Source organism: Parasphingorhabdus sp., assembly GCF_048267785.1.
In the GTDB taxonomy this organism is placed as follows: Bacteria; Pseudomonadota; Alphaproteobacteria; order Sphingomonadales; family Sphingomonadaceae; genus Parasphingorhabdus.
In genome coordinates, this window is the sequence record NZ_JBLWWU010000007.1 from 126881 (window position 1) to 142332 (window position 15452).

General features: G+C 54.9%; 8 protein-coding genes and 1 tRNA gene. 2 read left to right on the top strand and 7 right to left on the bottom strand.

Annotated features, from left to right (window positions below; translation table 11 throughout):
• Positions 1–86 precede the first annotated feature (86 nt).
• Both ACN0VD_RS07715 and ACN0VD_RS07720 read right to left on the bottom strand, forming a co-directional pair.
• Entirely contained in the window at positions 87–1364 is a 1278-nt protein-coding gene (locus ACN0VD_RS07715) for an MFS transporter (RefSeq protein ID WP_417593326.1), read from the bottom strand.
• Positions 1365–2037: 673 nt separating this feature from the next.
• Positions 2038–2113: transfer RNA gene (locus ACN0VD_RS07720), tRNA-Thr, on the bottom strand.
• Between the two features lie 217 nt (positions 2114–2330).
• On the opposite strand from ACN0VD_RS07720, the gene ACN0VD_RS07725 reads away from it, so the two are divergent.
• A complete protein-coding gene (locus ACN0VD_RS07725; protein ID WP_417593328.1) occupies positions 2331–3668 on the top strand; it encodes a hypothetical protein in 1338 nt (445 codons plus the stop codon).
• 196 nt (positions 3669–3864) lie between these two features.
• Complete coding sequence (locus tag ACN0VD_RS07730) at positions 3865–8541, top strand: NAD-glutamate dehydrogenase (protein WP_417593330.1); 4677 nt, start codon at positions 3865–3867, stop codon at positions 8539–8541.
• Here ACN0VD_RS07730 and ACN0VD_RS07735 read toward each other — a convergent pair.
• The 5 genes from ACN0VD_RS07735 to ACN0VD_RS07755 form a co-directional block, all read right to left on the bottom strand.
• Complete coding sequence (locus tag ACN0VD_RS07735; RefSeq protein ID WP_417593332.1) at positions 8538–9743, bottom strand: DUF445 domain-containing protein; 1206 nt, start codon at positions 9741–9743, stop codon at positions 8538–8540. The genes ACN0VD_RS07730 and ACN0VD_RS07735 overlap by 4 nt on opposite strands.
• Before the next feature lie 74 nt (positions 9744–9817).
• Positions 9818–13243, bottom strand: a complete 3426-nt coding sequence (locus tag ACN0VD_RS07740; protein ID WP_417593334.1) for an efflux RND transporter permease subunit — start codon at positions 13241–13243, stop codon at positions 9818–9820.
• A gap of 27 nt (positions 13244–13270) precedes the next feature.
• Entirely contained in the window at positions 13271–14449 is a 1179-nt protein-coding gene (locus ACN0VD_RS07745; RefSeq protein WP_417593336.1) for an efflux RND transporter periplasmic adaptor subunit, read from the bottom strand.
• Between the two features lie 249 nt (positions 14450–14698).
• Complete coding sequence (locus ACN0VD_RS07750; protein WP_417593338.1) at positions 14699–14962, bottom strand: GlsB/YeaQ/YmgE family stress response membrane protein; 264 nt, start codon at positions 14960–14962, stop codon at positions 14699–14701.
• Positions 14963–15109: 147 nt separating this feature from the next.
• Complete coding sequence (locus tag ACN0VD_RS07755; protein ID WP_417593405.1) at positions 15110–15409, bottom strand: DUF1153 domain-containing protein; 300 nt, start codon at positions 15407–15409, stop codon at positions 15110–15112.
• Positions 15410–15452 lie beyond the last annotated feature (43 nt).

A 15452-nucleotide genomic window follows, 5' to 3' on the forward strand; every position in this document is an offset into this window, starting at 1 on the left:
CTTTGTCAGGGATTTGATAGAGTGCCGTTATTGATTATGATGTTATAATATTATAATATATAATTTTGTCAATGTCTTAAGGAGAATTAGATTGACGGTCGGTCGGCTACCCGGGAATCGATGTGTTTTGTCCCGCCTTCCAATTCTTTGGCGAGGTCTGTACGTCGCAGCCATGCCCAGCCTGCGATAGCAACGCATATGCTCGCTCCGACCGTGAAGGCAGTTGGCAGTCCGGCTACTTCGCCGACAATACCGATGAAAAGGGCCCCCGCGTCTGGCCCCCCGCGTGTAAGAATGAACCACAGGCTCATCACCCGACCGCGCATTTCATCCGCGACGCTGGCTTGCACCAACGTCTGCGCCGATATGGCAAAAATCGTTGTAAAAAAACCGGTAGCTGCAAAAACAATACATCCCATCCAGAACCAAGGTGTCACTAAGAATATGATAATGAGGATGGCATAAATGCTGACCGTCACAAGAGCTGATTTTGTGAGGCCGCCAATATCTCTTCCAGCCGACCAGATGCCACCGATGATGCTTCCACCAGCTGCGCTTGATGTCAATATCGCCAATCCGTCGACGCCACGATCAAATATTCCTGTCGAAATCGCCGGCAGGAAATTCGATATCGGGCGCAAGCCAAGGACAACAAAAATCATCAGTACAAACAATGTGAGTACGCCGGAATGATTGCGGATATATGCCAGACTGTCCTGCATATCCCGAGACATTTTATTTGGCTTCGAGCCGGGCGTTGGCGAACGCACCAAACGGTCAGGGATTTGCACCATCAATATGGCCCCGGCCATTACGATATAGGTCAATGCGTTGATCAAAAAGGCGATGCCGACGCCGCCTCGAGCAATAATGAATCCCGCGATTGCAGGCCCGATGAATCGTGCTGTATTGAAAACCATGGATCCGAACGAAATCGCTGGACCGACCATCTTCTCTCCAACAAGATTGGGTATAAGTGCCATCCGCGCCGGCTGGGAGATCGCGACGGTGGTTGAGATTACAATTTTGAATAGAATCAGCCAGTAGATGCCGACCGCGTCGAATTGGTACAGAATGAAGAGCAGTCCTGTCGCCAGAAAAGCCAATATTTGTGTCCAGATTACCAGCTTCAATCTGTCGAGCCGATCGGCCAGGACGCCACCGATCAGTCCGGCCAATATGGTGGGCAGGATGCCTGCTGCGGCCACGATGCCCAACCAGAGCGTGGATTCGGTAAGTTGCCAAACCAGCCAAGCAAAGGCTATCCCGTAAATCCAGGTACCGGTCAGCGAAATACCATTACCGACTGTGTAAATGGCGTAATTGCGATTATTCAAAAGGGAGCGGAGGTTCGCGACGCGCATTAACAGTAACTTTTAATCCCATATAGCTAAAACATCATTATGTTATAACCATTGAGAAGGCGAACGTTATTGATGAAATCGCTCAAACTGAAGCGATTCTTTAAATTCCAATAATTTACAATGAGGGCGAGCGCGGAGCTTGATCGTGACGATTGGCCCGATCGCTATATCGGAAATTTAACATAGTGGATAATCATCAACCCGGCACCCGATGCTACATTGCAAAAGCTGGTTGCCAGCCTTTGCTGCACAAGATCTTCTCCTCACCGGCAAACCCAATCAAGCGCTTTGCGATTACAGCCGCCAGTATCCAGGACAGTTGGTTCGCATCTCTTGGCTCGCGCCGGATATCATCGGAGCCATCATGGATGGAACACCGCCGGTCAATCTGAGGGGTCGCAAGCTTACCCGCGCCAATGCGATTCCGCTCGATTGGCCGAGGCAGAGGAAAATGTTCAGGTTCGCCTGAACGCTCAACCAAAAATCTCGGTCTGCATCTGACAGCCACCAAATGGCCCTCTGAGCCTACGGGCCATATTGGCACCGTTCCGCCACCGACAAAGCGTCTCTGGTCGTGCATGTGATCGACGACCCTCACGTAAGCTACGGGAATATAGCATTAATTCTGCTATATCGAAGCAGGTGCAGAGACGGTCGAAAAGTGAAAAATGGGTGGTGCCGCTTAGAGGATTCGAACCTCTGACCCCCGCATTACGAATGCGATGCTCTACCAACTGAGCTAAAGCGGCATGGTCGAAACGGATGGGCATCGGGCTCATGCGTTTTCATCGATCGCGCGCCATTACCAGCACAGCTTTGCCGTGACAAGTCCGTACGGTCGATAATCGGTGTTTGGGTGGATATCATAACCAATCATGCCCGAAGGTCATTATCGGGAAATTTACCATATATTTACCCTAGGCGATGCATATCAAGGTCGAACCAATGGAATTGCAGTGGGGAAGCATGGAAAACCTACGAAATCACGGCGAACTTAACGATCAGGATTTGGCTGCGGCACCTGATTACAACGTCTATGAAGATGACGACGGTGCCGTTGAAGCGCCACCCGCCATTGGTCAGGATGAGCGCCGGATGCATGTGCGCGCCTATAATTTCTGGGCCGGCCTACTGGGCGAACGGCAATTTCCCAGCGTCGAAGATCTAGAGCCTGAAACCGACGACGATTTCGGACCGAATAGTGTTTTGCTCGACTTTACCGATGGTTTTGAAAATCCGACGATCCAGTTTCTCGGCCGGGCGCTGCGCGATGAATGCGAGATTGATGATTCGATCACGTCGGTCGCCGACGTGCCCGCACGTTCGCTGCTGTCGCGGATCACCGACCATTATCTTCAGATTATCGCCAATCAGGCGCCGATCGGCTTTGAAGCCGAATTCGTCAATCAGCGTGGCATCACGATCATGTATCGCGGGATTCTGCTGCCATTCTCGACCGACGATGATACCATCGATTTTATCTATGGCGTAATCAATTGGAAAGAAGTCGCTGCCGACACCATACGGCAAGAAATCGAAGATGAGGTTTCCGAAGCGATGCTATCCGCTCCGGCAAAAACCGCGGCGGGGCCGGTGTGGGATGACGGACCGAATTCGGCGGATCTCGAAGAGTATGAACTCACGGCAGAACTGGAGATCATGCCCGATGATGACTTCGGCGTCGTTGCCACGCCATTGGATGAAGAGGCGAGCCTGGCCGACTGGCTTTGCGCCGCCCGGGATAGTGCTGACAATGCCGCTGTTTGCGTGGAGCGCAGTCGCTTGGCGCTCTACAATGCAATCGGTCAGGCTTATGATTTCTATCTGATGACCGAGCAATATCCGGAGGATTATCAGATATTGCTCGAAGATGCCGGTCTGGTGGTGCAGGAGCGTGCGCCGATGACGCCGATTGTGAAATTGGTATTTGGCGCAGACTATGACAAAACAAGACTGACCGAATATGCGACCGTACTCAAATATGCGCAACGCAATGCGATCGCGAAAGGAGCGCTCGGCGATTTGCTTCGTCAGCATGACGGTGGCCTTAAAGCGATTGTCTATGCCGAACGCAACGCAAAACGACCGTCTGGCCTGTTGTCCAAGGCTCGCACAGTCGGCGAAGATCTGTTGGCGAAATTGCGTTCCGCGCCGTCGCGCCAGTTGCAGGAGATTGACGCTGGAGATTCCGAATTTGTCGTGCTGGTCGCCCGCAAGGACTTGGCTGGCGAGCTGACTATTGTCGGACCTGTTCGAGCTGACGACAAATTGACCAGTCGGGTCCTAAAACATACCCAGTTCTAATCGCTCCAACGGCAGAAATTCCCCTGCCATCACGCATTAAATAGTACCGAATGTAACTAAAATATCACTATTCCCAATATTCCCCAATATCTAGTCCAAAAGGTTTGGCTAGCCTCTTGAGCGGGTTGGGGATTGGGCGCATAGCACAGCCATGATGACAGGGTTATAACCCGTCGTGATCCACTTGGGGAAGAAAATGGCAGCCGAACTCAAATCAAAATCCGCGCGGCAGGGCAAAGCCGGTGACAATTTAGAACAGGCTCTTGTATCCGCTTTTCGAGAAAGCGCCTTACCCGGCGAGAATATCGGTTTTGACAAAAAGGCTTGTGAAGAAGCGGCGCGCTTCACTCTGCGATGCGCGCAGGAGCGCCAGGGGAGCGAAGCAAGTCTGTCGCTGGAAAGCGTCAGCGGCCATCAGCATCACAGGCATTTACGTCTCGCGATAGTTAACGACGACATGCCCTTTCTGGTCGACTCGGTTTGTGCCACCATCGCCGGTTTCGGCTTGACCATAGAGCGGCTGATCCACCCGGTGGTCGCGGTGCGGCGGGATGCTAAAGGCCAGTTGATCGAGATAACCGAACAGGCGACCAGCGGTGAGAAACGCGAATCGATAATCTATATTGAGCTCGAACGGACCGATGCTCGTATTCGCCGGAAACTGATCAGCGCATTGCGCTCGAACCTGAAGGATGTTGCCGTTGCTGTGGCCGATTGGCTGAAGTTGCAGATCGTGCTGGGCGAAAATGCCGATGCGCTTCCGGAAGGTGAGGGCGCAACATTGCTGCGCTGGTTCCTTGATCGAAATTTTACGCTGCTTGGCCACGAAATTGTCTCAAACAGCGGTGATCGCACACAGAAGCTCGGACTCGCGCGGATGCGGTCTGAGCCAATCCTGTCTGAAGAAAGCCGCCGACGCGCCTTCGAATGGTATGAACATGGCGGAAAAGCACCGCTGATCATCAAATCCAATCAGCTTTCAACGGTTCATCGTCATGTCCTGATGGACTTGATCATCGTTCCGGTGAGGAAAAAGGACAAGATAGTCGCGCTTTCGATCATATACGGGATGTGGACCAGCGCCGCGCTTGCCGCTGCGCCAGAAAATATTCCGGTATTGCGCACCCAACTCACCCGGCTGTTTGACAAGTTCGAATTTTCGGAAGCGGGCCATGCAGGCAAAAGTCTCACCCATGCGTTGACGGCGCTGCCCCACGATCTCCTGATCACCTTCGCCCAAGATGATCTTGAAAAGCTGGCGCTGATCTCGATGTCACTGATCGATCGTCCGCGACCGAAATTGCATAGCGTGATTTCGCCACTGGCTCGCCATCTGTTTGTCTTTGTATGGCTGCCACGCGAGCAGCTCTCGACCGCCCGGCGCAAGAATGTCGAGAAAATGCTGATGGACGCGACCGATGCGAAAATATTGAGCTGGTCGAGTACGCTCGAAGAAGGCGGCGTATCTTCGCTGCGTTACACGCTCGATATGGGGGCAAATGGCAGAGTTCCAGACCCTGATCTGCTCGATCAGGAACTGGAAAATATGGTCCGGGGCTGGAAACCGGAAGTGGAACGGAATCTGAGAGAAGCCGGGCAGGAAAATCGGGCAGCGGTGCTGGCGCAACGCTATGCCAATTGCTTTCCGGGCACTTATCAATCGACCTATGGTGCTTTGGAGGCAGCCAAGGATATCATGCGATTGTTCCGGCTCGAACGGGGCGGGCAGCGGTCGACGCGGCTCTATCGGCTTGCGAGTGACGCCGAGCATTTGTTGCGGCTGAAAATTTATCATCTGGGCGGAGCGCTGCCGCTTTCTGATGCGGTTCCGACGCTGGAAAATTTTGGTTTTACCGTCCTCGAGTCGGTTCCGACCCCGCTGGATGACGGCCGGCTGGGCTATATTCACGATTTCATGCTCGAACTGCGATCCAAGGAACGGTGTGACAGCCTGATTGCCCGCGCTGATGAAATAGAAGCGGCGATAACCAGCGTGCTGGACGGTGAGGCCGAAAATGATGCCTTTAACCAGCTGATCACGACCGCGGGTATTGATGCCCGGTCGACAGTGTGGATGCGGGCCTGGTTCCGCTATTTGCGCCAGACCGGTTTAAGTTACGGCCTGATTACGGTTGTCGAGGCGTTGGCCGAGGCTCCGGATGTCACCGCGGCGATGATCAAGCTTTTCCGTGCCCTGCATGATCCTGCGTTCGAGGGGGACCGGTCGCAGGCTGCTGGCCTTGCAATACGCGATATGGACGCGGCTCTGGTCAGCGTTCACGCGATTGACGATGATCGCATCCTCCGTCTGTTCCGTGCGGTTATTGAATCGATATTGCGCACCAATGCTTTCGCCTATCAGGCCGGTGAAGCGCTGGCGTTCAAGATAGAAAGCGCCAAAATTCCGGAGCTTCCCGCTCCGGTTCCCTGGCGGGAAATATTTGTCTACAGCCCGCGCGTCGAGGGCATCCATTTGCGGGCCGGGCCGGTGGCTCGTGGCGGCTTGCGCTGGTCGGACCGGCGAGATGATTTCCGCACCGAGATACTGGGCCTGATGAAAGCCCAGCGAGTCAAGAATGCGGTGATTGTTCCGACCGGTGCAAAGGGCGGCTTTTTTGCCAAGCAATTGCCTTCGGGCGATGATCGTGACGCGTTTATCGCGGAAGGCATCGAAGCCTATAAAATCTTCATCAGCGCGCTTCTGTCGGTGACCGACAATATTGTCGAAGGCAAGGTCGTTCCCCCTTCAAAGGTAGAACGTCTTGACGAAGACGATCCCTATTTTGTTGTGGCCGCCGACAAGGGTACAGCCAGCTTTTCCGATATTGCCAACCAGATTGCGATTGATCGTGGTTTCTGGCTTGGCGATGCCTTCGCCAGTGGTGGCAGCAACGGCTATGATCACAAAGCGATGGGGATCACGGCCCGCGGTGCGTGGGTATCCGTGCAGCGCCATTTCGCCGAAATGGGCGTCGATGTACAAAGCGCTCCCGTTACCGTCGTCGGTGTCGGTGACATGTCGGGTGATGTGTTCGGTAACGGCATGCTGCTGTCGAAAAGCATCAAGATTGTGGCCGCCTTTGACCATCGCCATATTTTCATCGATCCGGATCCCGATGCTGCGAAAAGCTGGGTCGAGCGCAAAAGGCTGTTCGAACTTCCGCGCTCCAGCTGGGATGATTATGACAAGAAGCTGATATCCAAGGGCGGTGGCGTATTCTCCCGCAGTTTGAAGACGATAAAAATATCGAAGCAGATTGCCAGCCTGCTGGGACTGTCCAATGATACCGAGACGACGCCGACAAAATTGATGACGGCCATTTTGGCCTGCAATGCGGATCTGTTATGGTTTGGCGGCATCGGCACATATGTGAAGGCAGCGTCCGAGAACCATATCGAAGTTGGCGATCCGGCCAATGACAAGATTCGCCTCGATGCCGAGCAACTGCGTGTCAAGGTGATTGGCGAGGGTGCCAATCTCGGCATTACGCAAGCCGCGCGTATCGCCTTTGCTGCCAAAGGCGGACGGCTCAATGCCGATTTTATCGACAATAGCGCCGGCGTTGATTGCTCGGACAATGAAGTCAACATCAAGATCGCGCTCAACGCCGAACTGGCCAGCGGCAAGCTGAAGCCGGATGCACGCAATATCCTGCTTGAATCGATGACCGACGATGTCGGCGCCCTGGTTCTGGAAGACAACCGCTTGCAGGCTCTGGGTCTGTCGATCGCCGAAAAGGGCGGTTCGAAAAACCTGCCGTCCTACGTTCGTCTGATCGATCAATTTGAAGAACAGGGCCATTTGAACCGGGCCGTCGAAGGGCTGGCCAGCAATGAAGACCTGATCCGCCGCGGTCAGGAAAACAAGGGGCTATACCGTCCCGAGCTGGCTGTATTGATCTCGACCGCCAAGCTGGTATTGCAGGATGCCATCGAAAATAGCGATCTGGGCGATGATCCCGGCCTGAACAGCGAGCTGCTTCTGGCATTCCCGACTGCGATGCAGGAAGGTCATGAATCGGCCGTCCTCCATCATCAGTTACGCCGCGAAATCATTGCCACCAAACTGGCAAACCGGATGATCAACCGGCTGGGTCTGATTGACCCGTTTGAACTGGCCGAGGAAGAGGGCTGCTCGCTTGGCGAAGTGGCGCGCGCATTCGTCATGGCCGAACGCCTGTTCCACGCAGACCGGCTTTGGCACACGCTGGAAGTCGCTGAAATCGGGGAAGATATCAGGATATCCCTTTTTGATCGCCTCGCTTACGTCCTGCGCTCGCACATGGCGGATCTGATGCGGATCGGCGTGTCCGACGACCGGATTGACGATACCGTCAATATGCTGGCGCCGGGCGTGACTGCGCTCAACGAGAATGTCGAAAATCTGATAACCGCCGAAGGGCGCTTGCAGGCTGCAAAACAGACGAAATCGATGGTCGAGGCGGGGGCAACTCCGGAAATCGCTGCAAAAATTGCCGATATCTACAAAAATGATGGCGCTGCCGGGATCGCCTATCTTGCGCACAGCCGCGAGATTGATGCCCTGGACGTGGCCGCTGCCTTCACCGCGCTTGGTAGCCAGCTAGGCCTGGACTGGGCACAAATGACCGCTAACCGGATCAATCCGTCCGATCCGTGGGACCGCTTGCTGGTGGCAGGGCTGGCTCGCGACTTTCAGCAGATGCGTCTTGATTTTCTACGCCGGACCCGGGGCAAGGATATGTCGCAATTTGTCGAAAGCTGGGCTGAACGCAATATCGACCGCGTTGCACAATTCAGAAAGATCATGGACCGGGCGCAGCAGTCGGCAAGACCCTCGATAGCGATGTTGGCCCAAATTGCCGGGCAGGCGCGGCTGTTGCTTTCGCGCTAGATCCAATAGCCTAGCGTATGAAGGGAGAGGCCGACCAGACCGCCGACCAGCGTTCCGTTTACACGGATGAATTGCAAGTCGCGGCCAACGGCATTTTCGACCCGGTCGGTTATTGTCTGGGTATCCCAGTCACGGATCGTCTCTGATACCAGCTTGACGATATTGTCGCCGTAACTGGCGACGACGCCGATGACGGCGCGCCGACCGAACCGGTTGATCTGCCGGTTGAGCAATTTGTCCTGCTGCAGGCTGTTTCCGAGCTGGATCAGAGCGTCGCCAAACTGGCCGGCAAGCGCGGCATCGGGGTCACGAGCGGCGCGCAGCAGTGCCTCTCTGCCTTGTTCCCATATCCCGTCCAGCCATGACGCGATGGCCGGGTTTTCAATCATCTCGAGCTTCCACTCGTTGACCTTCTCGCGAAGCTCCGGATCACGCTGCAATTCCGCGGCCAGTTGCTCAATGCTTTCTTCTGTTTTGGCGCGGACCGGATGATGCGGATCGGCCGCCATGTCTGCCAGCAGCTTGTAAAGACCGTCGAGCACTTCGTTGGCGACCCGGTCATCAAGCCCGGTCCAGCGCATCACCGCATTGGCGCGGTCGGTCACGATATTGCGAATCACCGCTTCATTGGTGTCGAGCGTGCGATAGGCCCAGCGAATGGTGGAATCGATCAGCGGGCCATGGCGTTTTTCGGCCATAACCACTTCCAGAATCTGTCCCATGGGTGTTGCGATGTCGAGACCTACGGCCTGCTTCTTGACCGCACCCTTGAACATGGTCCCGAGACGATCCTTGTCAAGCGAGGCAATGGCGTCACCGAGCAGTCGCGAGGCCCCGAATTTCAGCCGGCCTTCGCCTCCGCTTGGCGATTTCAGAAAGCGGCCAATGCCACTGGCCAGATCCACATTTCGCATCCGCTGGGCCACCAGACGCGAAATCAGGAAATTGTCCTTGAGGAAATTGGCCAGCGTGTCGCCTATCCGGTCCTTGTTGCGCGGAATGATCGCGGTATGCGGGATCGGAATGCCCATCGGATGGCGGAACAGGGCGGTGACGGCGAACCAGTCCGCAAGGCCGCCGACCATTGCGGCCTCGGCGAAGGCACGAACAAAACCCAGGGCCGGATGCACCGCTTCATAGCTTTTCGAGGTGAAATATATGATTGCCATGACCACCAGCATGCCGGTGGCGATGATCTTCATATCCCGGCCGGCATTCTTGGGTTTCGTGACAGAGTTCGTGGCGCCTCCGCTACCTGATTGTGACGAAATTGGCTTCACTCGGCTGGCTGGGCCTCAATGTTGGTTCCGTCATGACGGTCATCGCCGGGCTTGTAAGTCAGCATCCTGTTCCGGAGCCATGGGCCAGCCCGTCGTTCGAAACCATCGGCCAGACTGAATCCTGCGGGCACAATGACCAGGGTGAGCAAGGTCGAAACGGTCAGGCCACCAATAACCACGATGCCCATCGGCGCGCGCCAGGCGCCATCGCCAGACAGGGACAGGGCGGTCGGCACCATACCCGCGGTCATCGCCACGGTGGTCATCACGATCGGTTGTGCACGTTTGTGCCCGGCATCCATGATCGCCTCGAATTTTGGAACGCCCTTTTGCATTTCCTCGATTGCAAAATCGATCAGCAGAATGGAGTTCTTACTGACGATACCGAGCAGCATAAGCACACCGATCAGGACCGGCATGGAGACGGTTGATCCTGTAGCCCAGACCAGCAATATACCCCCGAGCGGTGCCAGCGCGAGCGATCCCATGTTGACCAAAGGTGACATCAGGCGCTTGTAAAGCAATACGAGTGTGGCAAACACAAGCAATATGCCGGCGATCAAGGCGATCACAAAGTTAAGCAGCATCTCCTGCTGCCATTCGTCTTCGCCGAAAGCTTCATTGGACACGCCCGTGGGCAGGTTTTTCATGATCGGCAGTTCGAATATTTTTGCCATGGCATCGCCCTTGACGACATCCGGTGCCAGATCCGCACCGACAAATGTCCGGCGGTTCTGGTTATAGCGCTGGATCGATGTTGGCCCAGACCCGAAACTTACCGAGGCCACTCGGCTGAGAGGAACCGTGCCGCCACTGGCAATTGGGATTGGGAGGTTCTGGATAGTTGTCAGATCGGTTCGTGATTCGAGCGGCAACATGACACGGATTGGAATCTGCCTGTCCGACAGTGAAAACTTCGCAGCATTTTGATCGATTTCACCCAAGGTAGCTATCCGGATCGTCTGGCTGAGCGCTGCCGTTGTAACGCCGAGTTGCGATGCGAGTTCCATATAAGGCGTAATAATGATTTCAGGTCGGCTGAGATCCGAGGCCACCCGTGGCGCACGCACCAGATTTATGTCCTTCATCTGCTCGACCAATTCGGCAGCAGTAGCATCCAGCAAATCCGGGTCAGAACCGGTCAGCATGATGGAAATGTCGCGTCCGGTTCCACCGCCACCGCTTTGTGACTGGAAGGAAATCCGCGCATCGGGAATTTTCTGAAGCTCTGGGGCCAGGTCGCGCTCGAATTCGATCGATGTTTTCTTGCGGTCTTCCTTCAGACTGACGAAAACCGTGGCGTTGGTTTCTCGGACCCGTGTCAGGGCGCGTGCCACTTCTGGCTGTGCATACATTAGTTCTGACACCTGATCAGCGATTTTTTCGGTCTGTTCGAGTGTTGTGCCCGGCACGACCTCGATCTGGACGCGGCTGTTGTCTTCATTGATTTTCGGCTGAAATTCAGCAGGGGTGATCATGAACAATATGACGGTGAAGCCAAAGGCAAGCAGACCGATTCCCATCATCCAGATACGGTGATCATATCCGCGGGCGCGGAAGCGACCGGAACGATAGGCATACCAGAGAGCAAAGCGGCCATCGAACCTGCTAACCACCCATTTGATACCCTTAGCCAGCAGGAGCGCAGCGAAGGAACCGGCAGTGATACCGGCTATCAGGCTCAATATAGCTCGCAGCAAGTCACTGGGTATCAAAGTTGTAAGGACGCTGTAGATCTGACCACCCGCCAAATTCGCTGGTACGATAAATGCCACTACGATCAGGGTGAACAGGACAAAGCCGATCAGATATTGCCACCATTCGGCTTTGGCGGGGACTAGCGTCTGCCGGATACGGTCAGCCTCCGACCGATCCAATACCCACTGCAGCAATCGCATGTACCGGTCCATCCAGATCCCACCGCCATGTTCGGCCTGGCCGTGAGCCTTGAGGAAATAGGCCGCGATCATGGGCGTTATCATTCGCGCGACCGCGAGGCTCATCAGCACCGAAATAACCACTGTGATGCCAAAATTTTTGAAAAATTGGCCAGATATTCCTGGCATCAGGCCTACCGGCAGGAATACGGCGACAATACAGAATGAGGTGGCGACGACCGCAAGGCCAATTTCATCGGCGGCATCAATCGATGCCTGATAGGCACTTTTCCCCATGCGCATATGGCGCACGATATTCTCGATCTCCACAATCGCGTCATCGACCAGCACCCCGGCTACCAAACCTAGTGCCAGCAGCGAAAGGAAATTGAGATTGAACCCAAGCAGGTCCATGAACCAGAATGTTGGTATTGCCGACAAGGGAATGGCGATCGCCGAGATAACCGTCGCTCGCCAGTCGCGCAGGAATATGAAAACCACAACGACGGCCAGAATGGCCCCTTCAATCATCGCCAGCATCGAACTTTTATATTGCGACTTGGTATAGGTGACGCTGTTAAAAAGCGGGATGAATTCGATGCCGGGGACTTCGGCCTCGATCTTGTCCATGATCTCGATTGCATTGTCGTAGACGGTCACGTCGGATGCGCCCCGGGCGCGGGTCATGGAGAAATTGACAACCTCAACGCCCTTGACCTTGCTGATTGAACTGCGCTCGCCGAAGGAATCGTTTACTTCTGCAACATCGCTCAGCTTGATCGTTTTGCCATTGCCCAGCGATACTTGGGTCTGTGACAAATCATAGGCATCATCCGCATTGCCGAGAACGCGGACGGATTGCCGTGTGCCCCCGACTTCTGCTCGTCCGCCAGCCGCGTTGATATTAATCTGGCGCAAAGCAGTGTTGATCTGGCTGGCCGTAACGCCCAGCGCCTGCATCCGGTCGGGACGCAATATAACCCTGATTTCCCTGTCGACGCCGCCAAACCGGTCAACCTCCGCCATTCCATCAACCGACAACAGCCGCTTGGCCACGGTGTCATCGACGAACCAGCTGAGCTGTTCGACGGTCATGTCATCGGCTTTAACGGCAAAAAATGCGATCGGGCCGCCCACCGCATCGACCTTTGCCACCTGCGGTTCCAAAATGCCTTCCGGCAAAGACCCGCGAACCTGATCAACCGCGTTTTTTACTTCATTGACGCTATTGTTTACATCCGCGCCAATTTCAAATTCGACAAAGGTCCGGCTGCTGCCTTCGCTGGCTGTCGAACTGATATTCTTGACGCCGCTGATCGACCTGACCGCTGCCTCTATCCGTTGGGTGATCTGGCTTTCAATTTCTGTCGGCGCAGCACCTGGCTGCGAAATCTGAACAGAAACTGCCGGAAATTCGACGTCCGGATTGTTCACGACGTCCATGCGATTGAAACTTAACAAGCCCGCAAAAAGCAGCCCGGCGAAAAGCACCAATGGTGCCACCGGATTTCGGGTACTCCAGGCGGAAATATTGCGAAGATTCATCGATCAGGCCTCAAATTTGTGCACGACTCACGCGCCGCCGGCTTTCTTTTGGAGTTTCGGCTGCACGGTTTCGCCGGGACTCAGGAAGCCGCCTGCTCGAAGCACGACCCTCTCATTTCCATTCAATCCGGACGTGATGGAAAGCCCTGCGGACGACACTGCGCCGACGACGACATCGCGCCGTATCGCCTTGTTGTCTGAACCGATGATATAGACAAAGCTTCCCTTGCTGTCATTTTGCAAAGCGGACTCGGGCAGGATCGCGACCTCGGAAGTGCCACTCTGAAGCCGCGCGCTGGCAAATCCGCCGGGTCGTAGAGCGCTGTCATAGCTCAGAGCAATTCGGGCAATACCCTGACGGGACTGTGGATCGATGGTCGGCGAAATCTGCCAGACCTGTCCGGTCAGGACCTTGTCGGTACCGACAGGGGTGACTTGTGTGGAGATGCCCACCGAAATATTGGCCAAATCGCTTTCGCCAAGCTGTGCCTGCAATTCCATTTCGCCATTTTGTGCCAGCAGGAAGAGAACACCGCTGCCCTGGGTTACCGTCTGCCCCGGCTCGACATTGCGATCCAGTACAAAACCGGCCTTGGGAGCTACGACATTCAAACGGCTGTTGCGCGCCTGGGTCTCGTTTAGCTGGGCCTGGGATAATCGTAGTCGGGCGGCAGCGGAATCGCGGGTTGCCGTCAGCCGGTCGACATCTGCCTTGGCGATAAATCCCCGGTCCACTAGCTTCAGCGCACGATCGAGATTTGACTGCGCCAGGTCGAGATCGGCGCGCGCCACACCGACCGACGCTTCCAGTCCAGCAGCTTGCTGGGATTGAACCGATCGATCGATGCTGGCCATGATCTGGCCCTGTTTGACCCAGTCGCCCGCGTCGACGTAGACATGGGTGACCCGGCCGCCTTCACCGACGACACTCACCGGTATCTCGCGGCGGGCCGCCAGCGTTCCCGTTGCATTGATAGTTCGTGTCACCTGCTGCTTGCCGGGAGTCATGACCGTAACCATGGGCGCCTGGCTCACGGTTTCTTCATCGCCGGAGGCACCAAAAAAATAATGATAGCCGATATAAGCCGCCAGTAGCGCCACAACCACGGCTGCTGCGACAATCAGACGGCGACGATTGCTATTGCGCTGCTCAGGATCATCCATAATCGAAATCTCATTGACGGGGATGGTCGATTCATAGTTCATTTTTTCACTCTTCGGTCAGGCCCTTATCGCATTCTTGCACGCAATACACAAAAGAATCGCTGATTTTCCGGTCTATTCGGATTTTCTTTAGCTGTGTTACATCAATATGTCACCAGCGGCAAGCTGGAACAGTATTCAGCCAGTTTTACAAGCCTAGCTTCGACCAACAACCGATGTAGTCTCACGAAAGGGCCGGTTCGCGAACGAACCGGCCCTTCCAGTTTCCGAATTTATTCTGAAAAGCAGGCTTTAGCGTACCCTGCCACGCTGGATGAGGTTCAGTATCAGCAACAGTACCACGGCGCCTACGAAGGCGGTGATCAATCCAGCGATTGAAAATTCCTGAATGCTACCACCGAAGCCTAGGTAACGACCAACAAAATTGCCAATTACCGAACCGATGATCCCGACAATGATGTTCCAGAAGATGCCCATGGAGGCATCACGTCCCATCACCATGCTGGCCAGCCAGCCTGCGATACCGCCGACGATCAATGCAATAATCCAACCCATATGTACCTCCTGATTATATGCGAGCGTGCAATTCATACGCTCGTGAATACAGTCACATAGAGGATTTTACCGGGGACTTGAAGAAATAAAAAGAAGTATCCGAGCTAATCAGTCCGCGCAATAACGGTTTTAGTCGAATAATACCGGTCAATATTTCTGCTGACGCTCGTATAAGTCCCGATAATGCTGGATTCGGGTCACCCGCAAGCCGGGCATGCCAGAGCGATCCACCGCCCGTTGCCAGGAGGCGAATTCTTCCAGCGAAAGATCATAGCGATCGCAAACTTCGTCAACTGTCAGCAAGCCACCATTGACTGCCGCAACAACTTCCGCCTTCCGACGGACCACCCAGCGAGTCGTACCAGGTTTCGGCAAATCACTGATGGTGAGTGGCTCACCCAGTGGACCGACAACTTGCGCTGGTTTTATTTTCTGATTTTCAATCATACTACCCTCAAAATTTGCCTTTCGGCATTTGGCCCTGTTTTCC

What these genes read in the sequence shown, in the direction of transcription:
- ACN0VD_RS07750 (WP_417593338.1), bottom strand. Translation starts at nt 14,962, where the DNA reads ATGGGTTGGATTATTGCATTGATCGTCGGCGGTATCGCAGGCTGGCTG.
- ACN0VD_RS07740 (WP_417593334.1), bottom strand. Translation starts at nt 13,243, where the DNA reads ATGAATCTTCGCAATATTTCCGCCTGGAGTACCCGAAATCCGGTGGCA.
- ACN0VD_RS07735 (WP_417593332.1), bottom strand. Translation starts at nt 9,743, where the DNA reads ATGAAGATCATCGCCACCGGCATGCTGGTGGTCATGGCAATCATATAT.
- ACN0VD_RS07730 (WP_417593330.1), top strand. Translation starts at nt 3,865, where the DNA reads ATGGCAGCCGAACTCAAATCAAAATCCGCGCGGCAGGGCAAAGCCGGT.
- ACN0VD_RS07725 (WP_417593328.1), top strand. Translation starts at nt 2,331, where the DNA reads ATGGAAAACCTACGAAATCACGGCGAACTTAACGATCAGGATTTGGCT.
- ACN0VD_RS07715 (WP_417593326.1), bottom strand. Translation starts at nt 1,364, where the DNA reads ATGCGCGTCGCGAACCTCCGCTCCCTTTTGAATAATCGCAATTACGCC.
- ACN0VD_RS07755 (WP_417593405.1), bottom strand. Translation starts at nt 15,409, where the DNA reads ATGATTGAAAATCAGAAAATAAAACCAGCGCAAGTTGTCGGTCCACTG.
- ACN0VD_RS07745 (WP_417593336.1), bottom strand. Translation starts at nt 14,449, where the DNA reads ATGAACTATGAATCGACCATCCCCGTCAATGAGATTTCGATTATGGAT.